The sequence below is a fragment of the Bacillus sp. LJBS17 genome (assembly GCF_019334685.1).
GTDB classification, from domain to species: Bacteria; Bacillota; Bacilli; order Bacillales; family Bacillaceae; genus Bacillus; species Bacillus subtilis.
Genome location: NZ_CP079759.1, coordinates 3,194,389 through 3,213,627, shown reverse-complemented (window position 1 = coordinate 3,213,627; position 19,239 = coordinate 3,194,389). Strand labels below are relative to the sequence as shown.

Annotated in this window: 21 protein-coding genes; 17 read left to right on the top strand and 4 right to left on the bottom strand. The window is 45.6% G+C overall.

The features are described from left to right. The first annotated feature begins 23 nt into the window (after nt 1–23). From dapF to paiB, 4 genes are all read left to right on the top strand, one after another. Complete coding sequence (gene dapF / locus KXZ66_RS16615; RefSeq protein WP_003243745.1) at nt 24–878, top strand: diaminopimelate epimerase; 855 nt, start codon at nt 24–26, stop codon at nt 876–878. Nucleotides 879–956: 78 nt separating this feature from the next. Next, complete coding sequence (locus KXZ66_RS16610; RefSeq protein WP_003244166.1) at nt 957–1,319, top strand: HesB/IscA family protein; 363 nt, start codon at nt 957–959, stop codon at nt 1,317–1,319. Nucleotides 1,320–1,656: 337 nt separating this feature from the next. Further along, entirely contained in the window at nt 1,657–2,175 is a 519-nt protein-coding gene (gene paiA, locus KXZ66_RS16605; RefSeq protein ID WP_003244000.1) for a spermidine/spermine N(1)-acetyltransferase, read from the top strand. A 23-nt stretch (nt 2,176–2,198) separates the two neighbouring features. Further along, entirely contained in the window at nt 2,199–2,822 is a 624-nt protein-coding gene (gene paiB, locus KXZ66_RS16600) for a protease synthase/sporulation negative transcriptional regulator PaiB (protein WP_038427891.1), read from the top strand. Nucleotides 2,823–2,895: 73 nt separating this feature from the next. On the opposite strand, the gene guaC is transcribed toward paiB, so the two are convergent. Next, a complete protein-coding gene (gene guaC / locus KXZ66_RS16595; protein WP_072173663.1) occupies nt 2,896–3,876 on the bottom strand; it encodes a GMP reductase in 981 nt (326 codons plus the stop codon). A 278-nt stretch (nt 3,877–4,154) separates the two neighbouring features. Between guaC and KXZ66_RS16590 the strand changes: the two genes are divergently transcribed. After that, nucleotides 4,155–4,295 carry a hypothetical protein gene (locus KXZ66_RS16590; RefSeq protein WP_003228723.1) on the top strand — a complete coding sequence of 47 codons (141 nt, stop codon included), beginning with the start codon at nt 4,155–4,157 and terminating at the stop codon, nt 4,293–4,295. A 38-nt stretch (nt 4,296–4,333) separates the two neighbouring features. On the opposite strand, the gene yumC is transcribed toward KXZ66_RS16590, so the two are convergent. Continuing rightward, nucleotides 4,334–5,332 carry a ferredoxin--NADP reductase 2 gene (gene yumC / locus KXZ66_RS16585; RefSeq protein WP_003220618.1) on the bottom strand — a complete coding sequence of 333 codons (999 nt, stop codon included), beginning with the start codon at nt 5,330–5,332 and terminating at the stop codon, nt 4,334–4,336. Nucleotides 5,333–5,663: 331 nt separating this feature from the next. Between yumC and KXZ66_RS16580 the strand changes: the two genes are divergently transcribed. The 4 genes from KXZ66_RS16580 (at nt 5,664) to spsC (ending at nt 8,334) form a co-directional block, all read left to right on the top strand. Continuing rightward, a complete protein-coding gene (locus tag KXZ66_RS16580; RefSeq protein ID WP_010886605.1) occupies nt 5,664–6,884 on the top strand; it encodes an NAD(P)/FAD-dependent oxidoreductase in 1,221 nt (406 codons plus the stop codon). Nucleotides 6,885–7,056: 172 nt separating this feature from the next. After that, on the top strand, nt 7,057–7,200 hold the full coding sequence (locus KXZ66_RS16575) for a YuiA family protein (protein WP_003243733.1): 144 nt from the start codon (nt 7,057–7,059) through the stop codon (nt 7,198–7,200). A 53-nt stretch (nt 7,201–7,253) separates the two neighbouring features. Beyond that, nucleotides 7,254–7,574 carry a YuiB family protein gene (locus KXZ66_RS16570; protein WP_032726805.1) on the top strand — a complete coding sequence of 107 codons (321 nt, stop codon included), beginning with the start codon at nt 7,254–7,256 and terminating at the stop codon, nt 7,572–7,574. 103 nt (nt 7,575–7,677) lie between these two features. Next, on the top strand, nt 7,678–8,334 hold the full coding sequence (gene spsC, locus KXZ66_RS16565; protein ID WP_080286255.1) for a stationary phase survival protein SpsC: 657 nt from the start codon (nt 7,678–7,680) through the stop codon (nt 8,332–8,334). 29 nt (nt 8,335–8,363) lie between these two features. Here spsC and KXZ66_RS16560 read toward each other — a convergent pair whose 3' ends face one another. Next, nucleotides 8,364–8,840, bottom strand: coding sequence for a divergent PAP2 family protein (locus KXZ66_RS16560; protein ID WP_003244337.1), 477 nt, complete (start codon nt 8,838–8,840; stop codon nt 8,364–8,366). 157 nt (nt 8,841–8,997) lie between these two features. Between KXZ66_RS16560 and KXZ66_RS16555 the strand changes: the two genes are divergently transcribed. Together KXZ66_RS16555 and KXZ66_RS16550 are read left to right on the top strand one after the other, a co-directional pair. Next, nucleotides 8,998–10,500 (top strand): leucyl aminopeptidase, encoded by a 1,503-nt coding sequence (locus KXZ66_RS16555; RefSeq protein WP_032726803.1) that lies wholly within the window; start codon nt 8,998–9,000, stop codon nt 10,498–10,500. 147 nt (nt 10,501–10,647) lie between these two features. After that, nucleotides 10,648–11,976: a Na+/H+ antiporter family protein gene (locus tag KXZ66_RS16550; RefSeq protein WP_003228736.1), complete on the top strand. Its 1,329-nt coding sequence runs from the start codon at nt 10,648–10,650 to the stop codon at nt 11,974–11,976. A 53-nt stretch (nt 11,977–12,029) separates the two neighbouring features. Here the strand turns inward: KXZ66_RS16550 and KXZ66_RS16545 are convergent, their stop codons facing one another. Then, on the bottom strand, nt 12,030–12,632 hold the full coding sequence (locus KXZ66_RS16545; protein ID WP_021480519.1) for a biotin transporter BioY: 603 nt from the start codon (nt 12,630–12,632) through the stop codon (nt 12,030–12,032). A gap of 101 nt (nt 12,633–12,733) precedes the next feature. Between KXZ66_RS16545 and KXZ66_RS16540 the strand changes: the two genes are divergently transcribed. The 6 genes from KXZ66_RS16540 (at nt 12,734) to KXZ66_RS16515 (ending at nt 19,228) form a co-directional block, all read left to right on the top strand. After that, complete coding sequence (locus tag KXZ66_RS16540; protein WP_046160805.1) at nt 12,734–13,330, top strand: sulfite oxidase-like oxidoreductase; 597 nt, start codon at nt 12,734–12,736, stop codon at nt 13,328–13,330. A 213-nt stretch (nt 13,331–13,543) separates the two neighbouring features. Beyond that, nucleotides 13,544–14,413, top strand: a complete 870-nt coding sequence (gene besA / locus KXZ66_RS16535; RefSeq protein ID WP_015714637.1) for a ferri-bacillibactin esterase BesA — start codon at nt 13,544–13,546, stop codon at nt 14,411–14,413. Nucleotides 14,414–14,606: 193 nt separating this feature from the next. Beyond that, complete coding sequence (locus KXZ66_RS16530) at nt 14,607–15,392, top strand: 2,3-dihydro-2,3-dihydroxybenzoate dehydrogenase (protein WP_151870072.1); 786 nt, start codon at nt 14,607–14,609, stop codon at nt 15,390–15,392. 25 nt (nt 15,393–15,417) lie between these two features. Beyond that, on the top strand, nt 15,418–16,614 hold the full coding sequence (gene dhbC / locus KXZ66_RS16525; RefSeq protein WP_072173667.1) for an isochorismate synthase DhbC: 1,197 nt from the start codon (nt 15,418–15,420) through the stop codon (nt 16,612–16,614). A 28-nt stretch (nt 16,615–16,642) separates the two neighbouring features. After that, the gene (locus KXZ66_RS16520; RefSeq protein WP_151870073.1) at nt 16,643–18,262 is read left to right on the top strand and encodes a (2,3-dihydroxybenzoyl)adenylate synthase; all 1,620 of its coding nucleotides are present in this window, start codon (nt 16,643–16,645) and stop codon (nt 18,260–18,262) included. A gap of 27 nt (nt 18,263–18,289) precedes the next feature. Then, nucleotides 18,290–19,228 (top strand): isochorismatase, encoded by a 939-nt coding sequence (locus KXZ66_RS16515; RefSeq protein WP_029318480.1) that lies wholly within the window; start codon nt 18,290–18,292, stop codon nt 19,226–19,228. Nucleotides 19,229–19,239 lie beyond the last annotated feature (11 nt).

The following is a 19,239-nucleotide window of genomic DNA, read 5'->3' as shown; positions in this document are numbered from 1 at the left end:
AAGAAAAAAAGTTGGAGGCACCTATGAACTCATTTCGATTTACCAAAATGCACGGCCTGGGAAACAGTTATATTTATGTGAATCAATTTGAAGAACAGCTTCCAGAAGAAAAACTGTCAGAGATTGCAATTCAGGTTTCTTCTGTTTATACAGGGATCGGATCGGACGGAATGATCCTGATATGCCCATCAGACCAAGCGCCTGTTAAAATGCGGATTTTTAATAATGACGGGTCTGAAGGGAAAAACTGCGGCAATGGCCTGCGCTGCGTCGCAAAATACGCATATGAGCATAAGCTGGTTGAGGAAACATCTTTTCTGATTGAAACTCTTTCCGGGCTTGTAAAAGCGGAGGTTCAAGTCGAAAACGGAAAAGTGAATGTGGTCACTGTCGATATGGGCGAACCGCGCTTGACAAAATCCGAGCTCCCGATGCTTGACGGCGGGGAAGAGCACACAATCAATGAAACGATGGCATTTGGTGAAGTAGAACTAACAGGCACTGCCGTTTCAATGGGAAATCCGCATATCGTTTTTCCGATCGCAGACATTGAACAGGCACCCTTAACGACACTGGGGCCGGTGATTGAGAAAGATCCGAGATTTCCGGAAGGCATCAATGTGGAATTCGTTGAAACCGTGAATGAACAAGAATTGCATTTCCGCGTCTGGGAACGGGGATCAGGGATTACTCAGGCATGCGGGACAGGAGCATGTGCAGCGGCAGTCGCATCTGTATTAAACGGCGTATCAAAGCGAAATCAAGACATCACGGTGCATTTAGCAGGCGGGGATTTGGTGATAAACTGGAAAGATAACGGCCATGTAATGATGACAGGGCCGGCTGAAACCGTTTGTGAGGGTGTCTATTTCTTGTAAAACACCTTGTTTGAGAATTGGAACGATCATGTTTATAATAAAAGACAGCAACCGGTTTTTAAAAGGAGGTTCACAATGATGAGCAACCCGGTAACAATTACAGAAGCAGCAGCTTTGCATATAAAAGATATGATGAAAGAGCATGAAGAAGAAAACGCGTTTCTGCGTGTAGGCGTCAAAGGCGGCGGCTGCAGCGGACTTTCTTACGGCATGGGCTTTGAGCATGAAAAGAGTGAATCAGACAGTGTGTTTGATCAGCACGGCATCACTGTTCTAGTTGACAAAGAAAGCCTTGACATCATGAACGGCACCGTGATTGATTATAAACAATCCATGCTCGGCGGCGGCTTCACCATCGACAATCCAAACGCCATTGCTTCATGCGGCTGCGGTTCTTCGTTCAGAACAGCAACGAATGCAGGCAAGCCTGAAGAGTGCTAAGCACTAAAAACGGATAGCAACTATTAATGACGCTTTTCTTAGCGATAAATCATCGTTAAGGGAGGCGTTTTTATTATGGGGAAATGATGCAGAGAGTTCCGGGGACTTCGGCAAGAGAAACGCTGCTTTGTTGTTTGATTTTTGTTGTAAATACAGCAAAGTTACGCTATATTTAATGCGGAGTATATTTTATTGCATTTACAACAAAAACATGATAGGGAGTTGGTGATGAAGAAGATTTTTGGACTGGTAACAAGGCCAGTATCTGTTCCGTGTTTAAATATATAAAAGGGACACTAGACAATTGAATTTAAAATAAAGGGGCTGAATCCGAACAATGAGTGTAAAAATGAAAAAATGCAGCCGGGAAGATTTACAAACACTTCAACAATTGAGTATTGAAACATTCAATGACACTTTTAAGGAACAGAACTCACCTGAAAATATGAAAGCCTATTTAGAAAGCGCATTTAACACTGAGCAGCTGGAAAAAGAGTTATCCAATATGTCTTCGCAATTCTTTTTTATTTACTTTGATCATGAAATCGCTGGATATGTAAAAGTCAATATCGATGATGCTCAGTCTGAAGAAATGGGTGCTGAATCACTTGAAATCGAGAGAATTTATATAAAGAACAGCTTTCAAAAACATGGGCTTGGCAAACATCTGCTGAATAAAGCGATAGAAATTGCGCTGGAACGTAATAAAAAGAACATTTGGCTAGGTGTGTGGGAAAAAAATGAAAATGCCATCGCCTTTTATAAGAAAATGGGGTTTGTTCAGACCGGCGCCCACTCTTTTTATATGGGTGATGAAGAGCAAACGGATTTAATCATGGCTAAAACACTCATATAATATTTTTCGAAGGGTGGATGATGATGTATATTCCAAAATATTTTAAAGTCACAAATGCTGAAGAAATTTGGAATTTTGTACAAGAAAACTCCTTTGGTACGATTGTCACAACAGAACAAGGAAAACCAATTGCCACACATTTGCCGTTAGGATTCAATAAAAAAGACGATCATTACTATATTACGGGGCATTTCGCTTATGGAAATCCTCAGTGGAGAACGTTTGAAGCCTGTGAAGATGTACTTGTGATGTTTCAGGGACCGCACGCTTATATTTCTTCTTCCTGGTATTCTCGCGAAAATGTTCCGACGTGGAATTATCAGGCTGTCCACATGTATGGAAAAGCAAGTATGTTAGAGAAAGATGAATTAGCAGAAGAATTAACAATCATGCTGGAGAAATACGAAAAACATCGTGACAATCCTGTTTTATGGGATAAGCTTTCTCCAAAACTCTTAGAACGTGAATTGAAAGGTATCGTTGGATTTAAGATTAAGGTGGAAGATATTCAAGCGGCATATAAATTAAGCCAGAACCGAAATGAAACGGATTATATGAACATTATTGAACAGTTGCAAAATGAAGAAAATCCAAATGCAAAACAAATGGCAGAACTGATGGAAAATAAATTCAAAAAGCAAATATAAGCTTACTTTGCTGAAGAAGTAGCAGAAAACGCCAACTCAAGCGGAGAACCGCTGACTTGGCGTTTTTTTATGATTAATATTTATCCCCATTAAAAATGGAATTCTTCACAATCACATAATCCACATTGCGGATGGCGTCAAGCTTTGTTCCGCCTGCATAAGAAATAGAAGATTGAAGATCCTGCTCCATTTCAATCAGTGTATCCTTGATTGAGCCTTTATGCGCCACGTGCATTTTTTTGCCTTCGACATTTTTCTTTTCGCCTTTTTGGAATTCAGAGGCTGAGCCGAAGTACTCCTTGTAAAGCTTTCCGTCTTTTTCGATCGTTTGGCCTGGCGATTCTTCGTGTCCGGCAAATAGTGAACCGATCATGACCATCGTTGCGCCGAATCGGATTGATTTTGCGATGTCGCCATGGGTGCGGATGCCGCCATCGGCGATAATCGGTTTGCTGGCAGCCTTGGCACACCAGCGCAGCGCCGCTAATTGCCAGCCGCCTGTGCCGAAGCCGGTTTTGATTTTCGTAATACATACTTTTCCCGGTCCGATGCCGACTTTAGTGGCATCCGCTCCCGCATTTTCAAGCTCTCTGACTGCTTCCGGCGTTCCGACGTTGCCAGCAATAACAAAGCTGTCCGGCAAATGTTTTTTAAGGTGCTGGATCATTTCAATGACAGCATTTGAGTGCCCGTGAGCAATGTCAATTGTCACGTATTCAGGAGTCAGATTTTCTTCTGCCAGCTGGCGGACAAATTCATACTCCTCATCTTTGACGCCCACGCTGATAGAAGAGAATAACCCGCGTGCGTTCATATCTTTAATAAAATCAATTCGTGTCTCAGGCTCAAATCGGTGCATCACATAAAAGTAGCCATTTTCGGCTAATGAAATCGCTAGTTTTTCATCTATAATCGTCTGCATATTGGCAGGGACGACGGGCAATTTAAATGTACGTCCGCCTAAACGTACGGATGTATCACATTCTGAACGGCTATTTACAATGCATTTTGCAGGAATTAGCTGAATATCTTCGTAATCAAATACGTTTTCCATGGTTTTCACTCCTAAAAACGAATATTTAAAATTATATTATATGAAATGTTCGCCTTCTATAATGTACTCTGTTTTATTTAGGATGTCAAACATTATGATTTGCTGGCAGGTGTGGTGCAAGTGCCGAAGCTTGTCATGCAGGGTGAGTTTAGGTATCATAGTTTTAACGAATGGTCTTAGAGAGCGGATCAAAACGCGAATGATATACGTTCAGCAAAGCTTGGTCGTTCAGCACCAGGCTTTCTTTATGGCATGGACATGGGAAAGGAGCGAATAAAATGGCCCAAAACGAAGAAAAAACACCGAAGTCCCAAAAGATTCAGGACCGCATTATTATGGCAATGATCTGGGTAGTCGCAGCCCTTGTGATTGCGCTGGTTGTAGGAACTGCATTGAATTATATAAATATCTTCAAATAAAAAAGGAGCTGTGTCGCAGACACAAGCTCCCTTTTTTATTATTTATTTTCAAAAAGACTTGTTGAGTGAAGAGGCTGTACGCGGGCTTTCGGGTCCATGTAAGCCTTGGCGTTGTTCACTGCTGTCGGTGCCTCACCGAAGCCGCTGGCAATCAGGTTGACTTTTCCTTCGTATGTACAAATGTCACCTGCTGCAAAGAAGCCTTCGATATTTGTTTCCATTGTTGATTTCACGACAATGGAATTTTTCTCGATGTCCAGGCCCCAGTTTTTGATCGGTCCAAGAGATGAAACGAAACCGTAGTTGACGATTAAGTCATCAATTTCTAAAATCTCTTTGCGGTCGCCTTTCACTTCTTCAAGCACAAGCTGTTCGATTTTGTCTTCGCCGATCAGCTCCGCAGGGACGAATGGTGTCAGGACATTAACCTTCGACGCATGAAGGTTTTCCACACTGTGCTCGTGCGCACGGAACTTGTCACGGCGGTGAATGATCGATACTTCTTTTGCGATCGGCTCAAGCATAAGCGCCCAGTCAACCGCGGAATCTCCACCGCCAAGGATCGCAACGCGTCTGCCGGCAAATTTTTGCAGATCATCAACGAAGTAATGGAGGTTTTTGCCTTCATACTGCTCGGCATTTTCAAGTTCCAGCTTTCTCGGTTTGAATGCGCCGTTTCCTGCAGTGATGATGACTGTTTTAGAGTAGTGGGTTTCTTCATTTGTTACAAGCTTAAACACGCCGTCCGCTTGTTTCTCAACAGATTCAACCGCTTGCTCCAGACAAATGGTTTGGTCGAATTTCGCCATTTGCTCTTTTAGGTTATTGATAAGCTCTTGCGCACGGATTTTCGGGAATCCCGCTACATCATATATATACTTCTCAGGGTATAGGGCGCTAAGCTGTCCGCCGAGCTGAGGCAGGCTTTCGATAATTTTGACGCTTGCCTGTCTCATCCCGCCGTAAAAAGCGGTGAATAAGCCGACCGGTCCCCCGCCTATAATTGTAATATCATAAACCTTTGTATCCTCTCGCATACGAAAATTGCCTCCTAAATGAAAATTGTTATTAATTATACCATATTGCCGTTCAAATTGACGAGTCAGCAGAAAAAATCGTAAGGATCTAACGTGCCCATCCGTTCTTGAAAATATTTCCGCAGGCCGCTACGATAATAACCAAATGAAATGATCTTTTTCTGAATGTTTCTTGGGCCAGCCGGATAAACATGATAATAGTGCTACGGGTAAGGACTTCACAAAAAACTTTTCAATATATTTCATAAAATCCCGCCAATAAGCTGAAGCTAACACAAATGATGATTTTATTATGGGTCTAACAAAAGCAAAAAAAGAGAAGGTGGATGTGATGGCATTGAATAAGCCCAAAATCGTGATTTTAGGTGCAGGATATGGCGGATTGATGACGGTGACAAGGCTGACGAAGTATGTCGGGCCGAATGATGCTGACATTACGCTTGTAAATAAACACAATTATCATTATGAAACGACATGGATGCATGAAGCGAGCGCGGGTACGCTCCATCATGACCGCTGCCGTTATCAGATAAAAGATGTAATCAACCAGTCACGGGTGAATTTTGTACAGGATACCGTAAAGGCAATCAAAATTGATGAGAAAAAAGTTGTGCTTGCGAATGGAGAACTGCAGTACGATTATTTAGTCATCGGGCTCGGCGCCGTGCCTGAAACGTTCGGCATTAAAGGCTTAAAAGAATATGCGTTTCCGATTGCCAACATCAACACGTCGCGCCTGCTGCGGGAACATATTGAGCTGCAGTTTGCGACTTACAATACGGAAGCGGAAAAACGGCCGGACAGGTTAACGATCGTTGTTGGCGGTGCCGGATTTACGGGAATTGAATTTCTTGGCGAACTGGCTGCTCGCGTGCCGGAGCTCTGTAAGGAATATGACGTTGACAGAAGCCTTGTCCGCATCATTTGTGTGGAAGCAGCGCCGACCGTTTTGCCGGGCTTTGATCCGGAACTTGTTGACTATGCCGTACATTATCTTGAGGAAAACGGAGTTGAGTTCAAGATCGGCACGGCTGTACAAGAATGTACACCGGAAGGAGTCAGAGTCGGCAAAAAAGATGAGGAACCAGAGCAGATCAAATCGCAAACCGTTGTATGGGCGGCAGGTGTCCGCGGTCATCCGATTGTGGAGGAAGCCGGTTTTGAGAATATGCGCGGCCGAGTCAAAGTCAACCCTGATCTCCGCGCCCCGGGACATGACAATGTCTTTATTCTCGGCGACAGCTCGCTGTTTATGAATGAAGATACAGAGCGCCCGTATCCGCCGACTGCGCAAATTGCAATGCAGCAGGGCATAACGGTCGCTAAAAACCTTGGCAGGCTTATTAAAGGCGGAGAGCTTGAGGAATTCAAGCCGGACATTAAGGGAACAGTGGCTTCTCTTGGCGAGCATAACGCGGTTGGGGTTGTTTATGGCAGAAAGCTGAAAGGCACGCCCGCTTCGTTTATGAAAAAAGTCATTGATAACCGCTCACTGTTTATGATTGGCGGACTCGGACTGACATTGAAAAAAGGCAAGTTCAAGTTTTTCTAAAAACCCGCGGAAGCGGGTTTTCTTTATTAAAAAACGCCAAAATAAAAAGAGAACGAGAGGAAAATAAGTATGTTTCCGCTTACATCAAAAGATTTGTCACATGATCTGACTTTATTGTTGACAGCTTGATATGGTATATTATCAGAAAATTAAGAAAAAGGGTGATGATTAGATGAAAACTGCAACGACAACCGCTTCACATGCATGCCCATTTTGTTCAGGAAAAGGATATTTTCAATTGATTCTCGGCGGTTCAGAGACTTGTCCGTCTTGCCAGGGGACAGGAAAAGACAGTCATTCTTTTTCCAGCCGTTGACTTTATTTCCACCCCCGCGTTACACTAAAAACAACGCAGGGGGGTGGAATAGGTTGATTAGTCTGCCAGTCGTAATCATCTCAATTGTTTTGTTTTTTGTCTTGTTTTTTGGAATCGGTTTCTTATTAAACATGCTGCTGAGAATGTCTTGGATTATGGCTGTGATTTATCCGATTGTATGCCTTTTCATTATCAGCAAAGAAAAGCTGATCAGCTATGTCCAGTCGCCGGGAGAATCCTTTGCCAGCCTGTTTCATCGTGTCTTATCATTAGCGGCTGCCGATGTGCTGATTTTAGTCAGCGGTTTGGCCGGCGCCATCGTGTCCGGTATAACGATCAACATGCTCAGAAAAAGAGGATATCAAATGTTTTAAATGCCGCTTTCTTCTAAAGAAAGCTTTTTTTATGCGTTCAGCTCATTCACCATTTTGAATAATGCTCTCTCCACTTGGGAACAATGATTCGGAGGAGAGGTGAATGATGTTGAATATGATCAGACGTTTGCTGATGACCTGTTTATTTCTGCTTGCATTTGGCACGACATTTTTATCAGTGTCAGGAATTGAAGCGAAGGACTTGTCAAAATGGGTGCAGGAACATCAGGAAAAGCACTTGAAGCATGCAGGACTGACATTAAAAGCATTGCAGCAGAAACAAACACAAACCACGTCCGCGGCTGAGGATAAAACAAAACCGTTAGAAGAGGCATTTGATTGGGATGAATATCCAGTCCAAAGAGTAACAGCAACAGGCTACACAGCAGGAGCTGAGTCGACGGGCAAAAATCCCGGTGATCCATTATACGGGCTTACATATTCAGGTGTGAAAGTGAAACGGGATTTATATTCCACGGTTGCTGCTGACCCGTCCGTTTTCCCGATCGGAACAATTTTATTCATTCCGAACTACGGTCTCGGAGTTGTGGCCGACACAGGATCAGCTATTAAGGGAAACCGCCTTGATCTGTACTATGAGACAGTCAAAGATGTATACAATGAATGGGGCAAAAAAACCCTTGATGTTTATGTGATTAAAAAGGGAACGGGAAAAATTACCGAGGATGAGCTTGAGAAGCTCAATGAAACAAAATCTTTGCAAGTGTTCAGAAATCAATATAAAACTGTGAAAGAATAAAACGCTCCAGCGAAAGCAGGAGCGTTTTTTTACATGAAAAAGTAAGCGAGTACCAATGTCAGTAAAATACCTGTTAGTCCTCCGAAAAAGACTTCGATCGGCTGATGTCCGAGAAGCTCTTTCAGCTTTTTTTGCTTTTCTTTCTCTGCAGCCTTAGGGAAGTCCTTCGCTTCATTTACGAAACGGTTAAAATCAATGACAAGCTTATTAATGACTGTTGCCTGCTCACCGGCATGACGTCTGACGCCAGTTGCGTCAAACATGGTTATGACGGCGAAAATGGCGGAAACCGCAAAGAGTGAGGAGTCTAATCCATGCTCCAAGGCTACGCCTGTTGAAAGTGCAGTGACCGCTGCGGAGTGAGAGCTGGGCATGCCGCCTGTGCTTGTGACCAGCGACCAGTCCAGTTTTCTGGACACGATAAACTGTATGGGCACTTTGATGACCTGAGCAAAAATAATTGCGGCCAGGCTTGATAATAAAGGAAAATTCGTTAAAAGTTCCATCGGCGACATCCTTTCTATTTGAAAAATCCTTCGTGTTTCAAAAGAAAAAAGCAAGTCTTAGACTGTTGTTTGTTAAAATAAGTATAGTGGAAAGAATGTTTTTCCTATTATACCATTGTTCATTACAAATACCCATTACGTTAGGAGTGTAAGCCTCATGTTTTATGCGGTTCAACAATCAGAGCATACAGAAACCCTTGTGGTCGGGCTTTTTCAAAAAAGCCAGCTGACAGGAAAAGCGTTGGAAATTGATGAAATGCTCGAAGGCCATCTGACACAGCTTTTAAAAGAGGGTGATGTCTCTGCGAAACCGAATCAAGTATCAAAAGTATTCCCTCCATCTTCTGCGGGTATGAAACGGATTTATTTCGTTGGTCTGGGGAGAGAAGCAAATTATTCGTTTGAACAGGCGAAGGAATGTTTTGCTCATGTTTTTCAAGCCATTCATAAAGATCGAAAACAAGAAACTGCTGTTCTGCTTGATACGTTTATTTCGGAAGACGTGCCTCCAGCCGATGCCGCGCATGCTTTAGCTGAGAGCTGCCTGCTTGCTTCCTATGAGGTGCAGGATTATAAGCACAAATCAAATGAGCCTGACAAACAAATTGAAGCCGTGTATGTTGTAACAGATGAAGATACACAGGAAGTGCAGGCCGGGCTTCGCGTCGGCCAGGCATACGGACAAGGGACAAATTCGGCTAGAACGCTTGTGAATATGCCGGGAAACATGCTGACAGCGACTGACCTCGCTTCGTATGCTGAAGAGCTTGCGGCGAAATATGATTTTGAGTGTGAGATATTGGAGAAATCAGAGATGGAAGAGCTCGGTATGGGCGGAATACTTGCGGTAAACCAAGGCTCCACCGAACCGCCGAAAATGATTGTGTTGAAATATCAGGGCAAAAAGGAATGGGAGGACGTCGTCGGACTAGTCGGGAAAGGAATTACCTTTGACACAGGCGGCTACTCCATTAAAACGAAATCTGGAATTGTCGGCATGAAATCAGATATGGGAGGAGCAGCTGCGGTTCTCGGTGCTATGGAAACGATCGGAGAGCTTCGTCCTGAGCAAAACGTGCTGTGCGTTATTCCATCAACCGATAATATGATTTCCGGCGGGGCCATGAAGCCGGATGACGTGATCGTATCTTTAAGCGGAAAAACAATAGAAATCCTTAATACGGATGCTGAAGGAAGGCTAGTGCTTGCAGATGGCATTACATACGCGAAACAGCATGGCGCGTCAGTTCTTGTCGATGTAGCTACGCTTACCGGCGGCGTCGTTGTGGCATTAGGAACAGAAACAACCGGTGCAATGACAAATGATCAAAGCTTTTACCAGCAGGTAGCTGATGCTGCACAAGAGTGCGGTGAGGCAATCTGGCAGCTGCCGATAACAGAGAAGGATAAAAAACGCGTGAAAAGCAGCCAAATGGCGGATCTTAACAATTCACCGGGACGCGAGGGACATGCGATTATGGCAGGAACGTTTCTTGGTGAATTCGCTGAGTCAACACCTTGGGTTCACCTTGATATTGCAGGCACAGCGACTGCCAATAAAGCAACCTGCTTCGGGCCGGCCGGGGCTACTGGCGTTATGGTAAGAACACTGGCTACACTTGCGGAGCGATTTACATTGGAAGAAGATAAAAACGAGTAATGAAAAATCCCTGCTGTATGATGCGGCAGGGATTTTTTTCTTCTGGAATCTTTAGTTGACTAAAGTGGATCGGTTATGATACGATACGTTCGTACTTTATTTATCTACTACATTAGCAAACTAAAGGATTTTTGGAGGGGTATCATCATGAATGCAGTCGTCATCGCAGTCCTGCTTATGCTTGTATTAAGCCTGCTGCGTGTCAATATTGTTATCGCATTAATTATAGGCGCCTTGGCCGGCGGGTTAACAGGCGGGCTCGGTCTTGGCGAAACGGTTAAAGCTTTCACAGACGGTCTCGGCGGAAATGCCACCGTTGCAGTCAGCTATGCCATGCTTGGCGCGTTTGCCGCCGCTTTGACGAAAACAGGTCTTCCGGACGCAATGGTGGAAGCCTCCGTTAAATTAATCGGAAATAAAGAAGATTCTCGAAAAAAAGCACTGTCTAAGGTGCTGATTGTGCTGATTATTTTAATTGTATCTTGTTTTTCGCAAAACGTCGTTCCGGTTCACATCGCGTTTATCCCGGTGCTGATTCCGCCGCTTTTGAAAATCTTTAATGAACTTGAAATGGACCGCCGTCTGATCGCGTGTGTAATTACATTTGGCTTAACGGCTCCTTATATTTTGCTTCCGGTCGGTTTCGGCCAAATCTTCCAAGGCATGCTGAAGGACAATATGGCGGATGCCGGGTTAAACGTTCCGCTTGCTGACATTCCGTACGCACTGATTATTCCAGTTGCAGGTATGGTTGTCGGCCTTATTTTATCAGTGATCGTATACCGTAAACCGAAACAATATGAAACAAAAGACATTTCAGGTGCAGAAGCATCGCCATATACGAGAAAAAGTATTGGTATCGCGGTTCTAGCCATTGTTGTGTCACTCGGCGTCCAGCTTTACTTATCTCAGACTTTGGGAGTGGAAGGAATGATTATGGGGGCGCTCGCTGGTCTGATTGTTCTGTTTGTCAGCGGTGTGATGAAGCGTGATGAAGCGGACTCACTGATTACTGATGGAATGGTTTTAATGGCCTTTATCGGCTTTGTCATGCTTGTTGCAGCCGGTTTTTCAAACGTATTAACGAAAACCGGAGATGTCGAGTCACTGGTCAAAACGTCAGCCGGTTTTATCGGACACAGTCAGTCCTTGGGCGCATTGCTGATGCTCATTGTCGGCTTATTAATTACAATGGGAATCGGATCTTCTTTTGCGACGATTCCTGTTATCACAACCATCTTTGTGCCTCTATGCATGCAGCTAGGATTCAGCCCGATGGCAACGATTGCGATTATCGGGGCTGCTGCTGCGCTTGGCGATGCCGGTTCACCTGCCAGTGACAGTACGCTTGGACCGACTTCAGGTTTGAGTGCGGACGGCCAGCATCACCACATTTGGGATACTTGTGTGCCGACATTTATATTTTATAATATTCCGCTTGTCATCTTTGGCTGGATTGCAGCGCTTGTTTTATAGGAAAAAGGCTCCCCTTTACTGGGGAGCCTTTTCTCGTTATGATAAAAAAACGTTTACGTAGATGATATGTGATTTCTGTTAAAGCCGGTTGCTTTATGAATAGAGCGGTAGATTGCTGGTGCGATAAACGACAGTATCACAGCCAGCGCTGTATCTTTTACCATAAACCAAATCATAAAGCCCCAAGCCGTGCCGTAGCTCACTGGCGTATGAATCCACAGCTTCAGTGCAAGATACATATAGGTAGTGCCGATGAGATACATGATCGCCGTTCCGATAAGTGAAGCAATGAGAAATCGAATTTTACTTGGCTGAATGTTTCGTTCTAAAAACCACCCCGCTGCAAATGCTGCCGGGATGTATGAGATAATAAACCCGCCGCTTTTCCCTGCAAACGGTGCGAAGCCTGCTGAAAATTGAGCAAACACAGGCGCTCCGGCCAATCCCACAAGTGCATATACAATCATGGCAATCGCTGCCCGTTTGCTGCCAAGAAGCAAAGCTGCCAAGAGACAGAAAAACGGCTGCATCGAAAGCGGAATGCCGGCTACTTGTAAAAAGGGTGCTACTGATGTAATGTTGGCCCCGACAGCCATAAGTGCGGCGAACATGCCAATCAGCGCCATATCTCCCGCACGAAGTTTATGTTGTTTCATCGTTGTTCCCCCTTAGGTTGACATACACAATCATAGAGTAATAAAGAACAAAAAGATTGTCAACATGATTTTAAATTAGGTTAACAAAAAAGGAGGCCCATATGTATTTCGGAAAAACAAAACAGTCCGATCAATCTGGAAGAGTGCCGCCAAATCAAAACGTCACCACTTCATTTCCTGTGCTTCATACCGGAGATGTCCCATATTACGAAGATATGACGAAATGGAATCTTCAAGTGTACGGTTTGGTTGACCATCCGATGCTGCTAAGCTTTGAAGATGTCAAAGCCTTTCCACGGTATGAATCGAAAAATGACATTCATTGTGTCACGGGATGGTCAAGGCTTGATAATGTGTGGCAAGGCGTGCGGGCTTGTGATATAGCGGAAAAAGCGGGTGTAAAAGAAGAAGCGGGCTACGTCATTTTACATGCTGAAGAGGGCTGGACGACCAATCTGCCGCTTGATGATTTCTTAGCGGAAACTTCCCTTCTGGCTTATGCGCATAATGGCGAACCTTTAACCCCTGAACACGGCTTTCCGCTGCGGGGTGTATTTCCGCATCTATATTTTTGGAAAAGCGCCAAGTGGCTGCGCGGCATCCAATTTACGAAAGAAAATCATCCTGGCTTTTGGGAGCGGAATGGCTATCACATGAGAGGCGATCCTTGGCAAAATCAAAGGTTTACATGGGATTAAGGTTCTATTTCAAATAGGACAATCCGCATTTTTATTGGGTTTTTACTTCCATATTGATAGTCTGCAGGTACCTTATTTGATCAAGGTGCCTTTTTTATTCGGGAAAAAGTTGACTTTCTTTGGAAGAAAACCTATTATTTGAGGTGTCTAGTTGATAGTGAAAATCATTATCATACATTGCGGTTTAGTTTAAGGAGAGGAATGTCGTACTGCATGAAAGAGCAAACAACAGACCGGACAAATGGCGGGACATCAAACGCATTTACGATTCCTGGTACGGAAGTGCGTATGATGTCTTCACGCAATGAAAACCGTACCTATCACATTTTTATCTCGAAACCTAGTACGCCGCCGCCACCCGCTGGTTATCCTGTGATTTATCTGCTGGATGCCAATTCTGTCTTCGGAACGATGACGGAAGCCGTTCGAATACAGGGACGCCGACCCGAAAAAACCGGGGTGATCCCTGCAGTGATCGTCGGCATTGGCTATGAGACAGCGGAGCCGTTCTCCTCAGCACGCCACCGGGATTTTACAATGCCAACAGCCCAATCGAAGCTGCCGGAAAGGCCCGACGGCAGAGAATGGCCGGAGCATGGCGGAGCGGAGGGCTTTTTCAGATTTATTGAAGAGGATTTAAAACCGGAGATAGAACGAGATTACCAGATTGATAAAAAAAGACAAACAATCTTTGGCCATTCGCTCGGAGGGCTTTTCGTGCTGCAGGTGCTGCTAACAAAGCCCGATGCGTTTCAAACGTATATCGCAGGAAGTCCGTCCATTCATTGGAATAAACCGTTTATTCTCGAGAAAACGGACCATTTCGTCTCTCTCACCAAGAAAAACAATCAGCCTATCAATATCCTGCTTGCCGCAGGAGAATTAGAGCAGCATCATAAAAGCCGGATGAATGATAATGCAAGGGAGCTTTATGAGCGGCTGGCCGTTTTATCTGAACAAGGCATACGGGCAGAATTTTGCGAGTTTTCAGGAGAAGGACATATTTCAGTTCTTCCTGTTTTGGTCAGCCGGGCGCTGCGTTTTGCGCTTCACCCTGACGGACCGCATCTTTCAATGGGCTGAGACATACTCAGCCTTGCCTTTAAAAAAATATTTGTCACTGAAATTATATTTGACTGTCACATGACATTTGGATATGATTATTTTTATAATTGATAATGATAATCATTATCAATAGATTGCGTTTTTCAAGGCGCAGCAGTCTTTTTCGCTGGATGTCTGTTCGGCATTTAGAGCGAAGAAAGGAATTGATGATATGAATGCAAAGAGTATAGAGGGAAAAATTGCTTTTATAACAGGGGCTGCCCAAGGAATAGGCGAAGCTGTTGCGCGGACGCTTGCCAGTCAAGGCGCACATATTGCGGCAGTTGATTATAATCCTGAAAAGCTGGAAAAGGTTGTGAGCAGCCTCAAAGCAGAAGGCCGCCATGCAGAAGCTTTTCCTGCGGATGTGAGAGACAGCGCGGCGATTGACGAGATCACGGCGCGCATCGAACGTGAAATGGGGCCGATTGATATTTTAGTGAATGTAGCGGGTGTCCTTCGCCCGGGACTGATCCATTCGCTTAGCGATGAGGAATGGGAGGCGACGTTCTCAGTGAATTCGACTGGCGTATTTAACGCCTCGCGTTCAGTAAGCAAATATATGATGGACCGAAGATCGGGTTCGATTGTAACAGTCGGATCGAATGCTGCCGGTGTGCCAAGAACATCTATGGCGGCATATGGGTCTTCAAAGGCTGCGGCTGTGATGTTTACGAAATGCCTTGGCCTTGAGCTTGCAGAATACAATATTCGCTGCAACATTGTATCTCCCGGATCAACGGAAACAGACATGCAGTGGTCATTATGGGCCGACGAGAATGGAGCGGAGCAAGTCATAAAAGGATCACTTGAGACATTTAAAACAGGGATCCCGCTCAAAAAACTAGCCAAGCCTTCGGATATTGCGGATGCGGTGCTCTTTTTGGTTTCTGGCCAGGCAGGGCATATTACGATGCATAATTTATGCGTAGATGGCGGCGCGACCTTAGGCGTTTAACTGAATTTAAAGGAGGTTCATGAGAATGTTGGATCAAAACGTTATAACAGAAACAAAAGCGGAGCATTTGCTTCATGAATATCAGCCGGGCGCCTTTTTCTTAGCGTCTCCTCATCGTGTACTGTTAGCGAAAGGCATATGTGAAATCGTACCGGAGGCAGACGGGCAAAACCAAATGGAAACCCTTTCTGGCCGAATTGCAGAGGCGTTACGTCAGGCAAAACAATCAGGGCAAAGCCGGCCGCTTGTTGTCGGGGCCGTTCCTTTTGATCAAGTAAAAGCAACGCGGCTCGTTGTACCTGAAGAAGTGCGCTGGTCAGGACCGCTTCAATTTGATCATGAGGAAAAGGAACAGCAGGCTGGGCATACATACCACATAAAGCCTGTTCCTGAACCTGAGGATTATAAAAATGGTGTTGAACAAGGGCTGGCACGCATTGCCGATGGAACACTCAGCAAAATCGTCCTGTCCAGATCGCTGCATTTGACATCGCCTGAACCGATTCAGACGGATGAATTGCTTCGCCATCTGGCTCAGCATAACTCGCATGGCTACACGTTTGCCGCAGACGTGTCCAGTCAGGAGGAAACGTCTCCCCGCCGAACATTGCTCGGAGCAAGTCCGGAGCTTCTCGTTTCAAGGATGGGAACACAGGTCGTTTCCAACCCATTAGCCGGCTCAAGGCCGCGCAGTAATGATCCTGTTGAAGACCAGCGCCGGGCAGCTGAATTGCTTTCTTCCGCAAAGGATCTTCATGAGCACGCAGTTGTCGCTGACGCGGTTGCGGCAGCGCTGAGACCTTTCTGCCGGACGCTGGAGGTTCCGGAGAAGCCTTCACTGATCAAAACGGAAACGATGTGGCACCTGTCCAGCGTGATTAAGGGAGAGCTTTCCGACCCGTCTGTAACCGCACTTGAATTGGCGGCGGCTCTCCACCCGACGCCAGCAGTCTGCGGAACACCGACTGATCTTGCAAGAGAAGCGATTCTCAGCATTGAACCATTTGACCGCGGTTTCTTTACCGGCATGGTCGGATGGTGTGACGATGCCGGTGACGGAGAATGGATCGTGACCATCCGTTGTGCAGAAGCAGAAGAACGCTCACTCCGCCTGTATGCTGGAGCTGGTGTTGTGGCCGGTTCAAAGCCCGAGGACGAGCTTCAGGAGACGTCCGCAAAGTTTCGGACAATGCTGCGGGCAATGGGCGTGGATCACATATGAACAGAATGAATTGCTGGAGGGATGCAACATGCTGAAAGGATTTACTCCTTGGCCTGATGAGTTAGCTGAGACCTATCGAAAGAATGGCTGCTGGGCCGGCGAGACGTTTGGAGATTTGTTAAGAGACCGGGCAGCCAAATATGGCGACCGCATTGCGATTACATGCGGGAACACCCATTGGAGCTATCAAGAGCTTGACACAAGGGTTGATCGTTTGGCTGCCGGATTTCAGAAGCTCGGCATTCAACAGATGGATCGTGTCGTGGTGCAGCTGCCAAATATCAAAGAGTTTTTTGAAGTTATTTTCGCGCTATTCCGTCTGGGGGCGCTTCCAGTCTTCGCACTGCCTTCTCATCGAAGCAGTGAAATTACATATTTTTGCGAGTTTGCTGAAGCGGCTGCATATATCATTCCCGACGCTTATTCCGGTTTTGACTACCGTACGCTTGCCAGACAAGTTCAAAGCAAGCTGCCGACTTTGAAACACGTCATTGTCGCAGGTGAGGCAGAGGAATTTTTGCCGCTGGAGGATTTGCATACAGAACCTGTAAAACTGCCTGAAGTCAAATCTTCGGATGTGGCGTTCCTCCAGCTTTCTGGCGGGAGCACCGGGCTATCGAAACTGATTCCGAGGACCCACGATGACTACATATACAGCCTGAAGCGGAGTGTGGAGGTCTGCTGGCTCGACCACAGCACGGTGTACTTGGCCGCGCTGCCGATGGCACACAATTATCCGCTGAGCTCACCCGGCGTTCTCGGCGTATTATACGCTGGAGGAAGAGTGGTATTATCTCCTTCTCCAAGTCCAGATGATGCATTTCCTTTAATTGAACGGGAAAAGGTCACGATAACCGCTCTTGTTCCGCCTCTTGCGATGGTATGGATGGATGCGGCATCCTCACGCCGTGATGATTTATCCAGCCTTCAAGTGCTGCAGGTCGGCGGTGCCAAGTTTAGTGCTGAAGCCGCGCGCAGGGTAAAAGCTGTTTTCGGCTGCACGCTGCAGCAGGTGTTCGGAATGGCAGAGGGTCTCGTCAATTATACGAGATTGGATGATCCTGAGGAGATCATTGTCAACACCCAAGGAAAACCGATGTCCCCATATGATGAAGTGCGTGTTTGGGATGATCATGATCACGACGTAAAACCTGGTGAAACAGGACATCTGCTGACACGGGGACCATATACAATTCGAGGTTACTATAAGGCGGAAGAGCATAATGCCGCTTCATTTACTGAGGATGGTTTTTACCGTACGGGTGATATCGTCAGGCTGACACGAGACGGCTATATTGTCGTTGAAGGCCGGGCGAAGGATCAAATTAACCGTGGAGGAGAAAAGGTTGCGGCTGAAGAGGTAGAAAATCATCTGCTGGCGCATCCGGCTGTCCATGATGCGGCAATGGTCTCCATGCCTGATCAATTTCTTGGCGAAAGATCTTGTGTGTTCATTATTCCCCGGGATGAAGCCCCAAAAGCCGCAGAGATCAAAGCATTTTTGAGAGAGCGCGGACTGGCGGCATATAAAATCCCTGACCGAGTTGAATTTGTCGAATCCTTTCCGCAGACAGGGGTAGGAAAGGTAAGCAAAAAGGCTCTTCGTGAAGCCATTTCCGAGAAACTTCTTGCAGGGTCAAAAAAATAAATCAACAATTTGAGAGGAAGTGTTCATATGGCTATACCTGCCATTCAGCCGTATCAAATGCCGACAGCATCTGATATGCCGCAAAACAAAGTATCATGGGTGCCTGATCCGAATCGGGCTGTCTTGTTAATTCACGATATGCAAAACTATTTTGTCGATGCTTTCACAGCAGGAGCGTCTCCGGTAACAGAGCTTTCAGCGAATATACGAAAGCTGAAGAATCAATGTGTTCAGCTTGGGATTCCTGTTGTCTATACCGCACAGCCGGGAAGCCAAAATCCGGATGACCGTGCGCTGCTGACAGATTTTTGGGGCCCGGGATTAAACAGCGGTCCTTATGAGGAGAAAATTATAACCGAGCTGGCACCGGAGGATGATGATCTTGTGCTGACAAAATGGAGATACAGCGCGTTTAAGAGAACGAATCTGCTTGAAATGATGCGCAAAGAGGGACGCGATCAGCTGATCATTACAGGAATTTACGCCCATATCGGCTGTCTTGTTACAGCATGTGAAGCATTTATGGAGGATATTAAAGCCTTTTTTGTGGGAGATGCAGTTGCTGATTTTTCATTAGAAAAACATCAAATGGCGCTGGACTATGCGGCTGGACGCTGTGCGTTTACCGTGATGACTGACAGTCTTCTTGATCAGCTGCAGAATGCGCCGGCAGACGTTCAAAAAACGTCAGCAAACACTGGCAAAAAGAATGTGTTTACATGTGAGAATATCCGTAAACAAATTGCTGAGCTTCTACAAGAAACACCGGAAGACATCACAGATCAAGAGGATTTGCTCGATCGTGGTCTTGATTCGGTAAGGATCATGACATTGGTGGAACAATGGCGCCGTGAAGGGGCAGAGGTGACTTTCGTGGAATTGGCTGAACGCCCAACGATCGAAGAATGGCAGAAATTGCTCACAACCCGCAGCCAGCAAGTGCTGCCAAACGCGGATTATTTATAAAAGGAGGGTAA

Bases quoted from the DNA above. Each gene is read 5' to 3' on its own strand.
- KXZ66_RS16560 (WP_003244337.1), bottom strand. From the start codon at position 8,840: ATGGAACTTTTAACGAATTTTCCTTTATTATCAAGCCTGGCCGCAATT.
- KXZ66_RS16540 (WP_046160805.1), top strand. From the start codon at position 12,734: ATGTATTTCGGAAAAACAAAACAGTCCGATCAATCTGGAAGAGTGCCG.
- yumC (WP_003220618.1), bottom strand. From the start codon at position 5,332: ATGCGAGAGGATACAAAGGTTTATGATATTACAATTATAGGCGGGGGA.
- spsC (WP_080286255.1), top strand. From the start codon at position 7,678: ATGATGTTGAATATGATCAGACGTTTGCTGATGACCTGTTTATTTCTG.
- paiA (WP_003244000.1), top strand. From the start codon at position 1,657: ATGAGTGTAAAAATGAAAAAATGCAGCCGGGAAGATTTACAAACACTT.
- KXZ66_RS16530 (WP_151870072.1), top strand. From the start codon at position 14,607: ATGAATGCAAAGAGTATAGAGGGAAAAATTGCTTTTATAACAGGGGCT.
- KXZ66_RS16545 (WP_021480519.1), bottom strand. From the start codon at position 12,632: ATGAAACAACATAAACTTCGTGCGGGAGATATGGCGCTGATTGGCATG.
- dhbC (WP_072173667.1), top strand. From the start codon at position 15,418: ATGTTGGATCAAAACGTTATAACAGAAACAAAAGCGGAGCATTTGCTT.
- paiB (WP_038427891.1), top strand. From the start codon at position 2,199: ATGTATATTCCAAAATATTTTAAAGTCACAAATGCTGAAGAAATTTGG.
- dapF (WP_003243745.1), top strand. From the start codon at position 24: ATGAACTCATTTCGATTTACCAAAATGCACGGCCTGGGAAACAGTTAT.
- KXZ66_RS16555 (WP_032726803.1), top strand. From the start codon at position 8,998: ATGTTTTATGCGGTTCAACAATCAGAGCATACAGAAACCCTTGTGGTC.
- KXZ66_RS16515 (WP_029318480.1), top strand. From the start codon at position 18,290: ATGGCTATACCTGCCATTCAGCCGTATCAAATGCCGACAGCATCTGAT.
- KXZ66_RS16550 (WP_003228736.1), top strand. From the start codon at position 10,648: ATGAATGCAGTCGTCATCGCAGTCCTGCTTATGCTTGTATTAAGCCTG.
- KXZ66_RS16575 (WP_003243733.1), top strand. From the start codon at position 7,057: ATGAAAACTGCAACGACAACCGCTTCACATGCATGCCCATTTTGTTCA.
- KXZ66_RS16520 (WP_151870073.1), top strand. From the start codon at position 16,643: ATGCTGAAAGGATTTACTCCTTGGCCTGATGAGTTAGCTGAGACCTAT.
- KXZ66_RS16580 (WP_010886605.1), top strand. From the start codon at position 5,664: ATGGCATTGAATAAGCCCAAAATCGTGATTTTAGGTGCAGGATATGGC.
- guaC (WP_072173663.1), bottom strand. From the start codon at position 3,876: ATGGAAAACGTATTTGATTACGAAGATATTCAGCTAATTCCTGCAAAA.
- KXZ66_RS16610 (WP_003244166.1), top strand. From the start codon at position 957: ATGAGCAACCCGGTAACAATTACAGAAGCAGCAGCTTTGCATATAAAA.
- besA (WP_015714637.1), top strand. From the start codon at position 13,544: ATGAAAGAGCAAACAACAGACCGGACAAATGGCGGGACATCAAACGCA.
- KXZ66_RS16590 (WP_003228723.1), top strand. From the start codon at position 4,155: ATGGCCCAAAACGAAGAAAAAACACCGAAGTCCCAAAAGATTCAGGAC.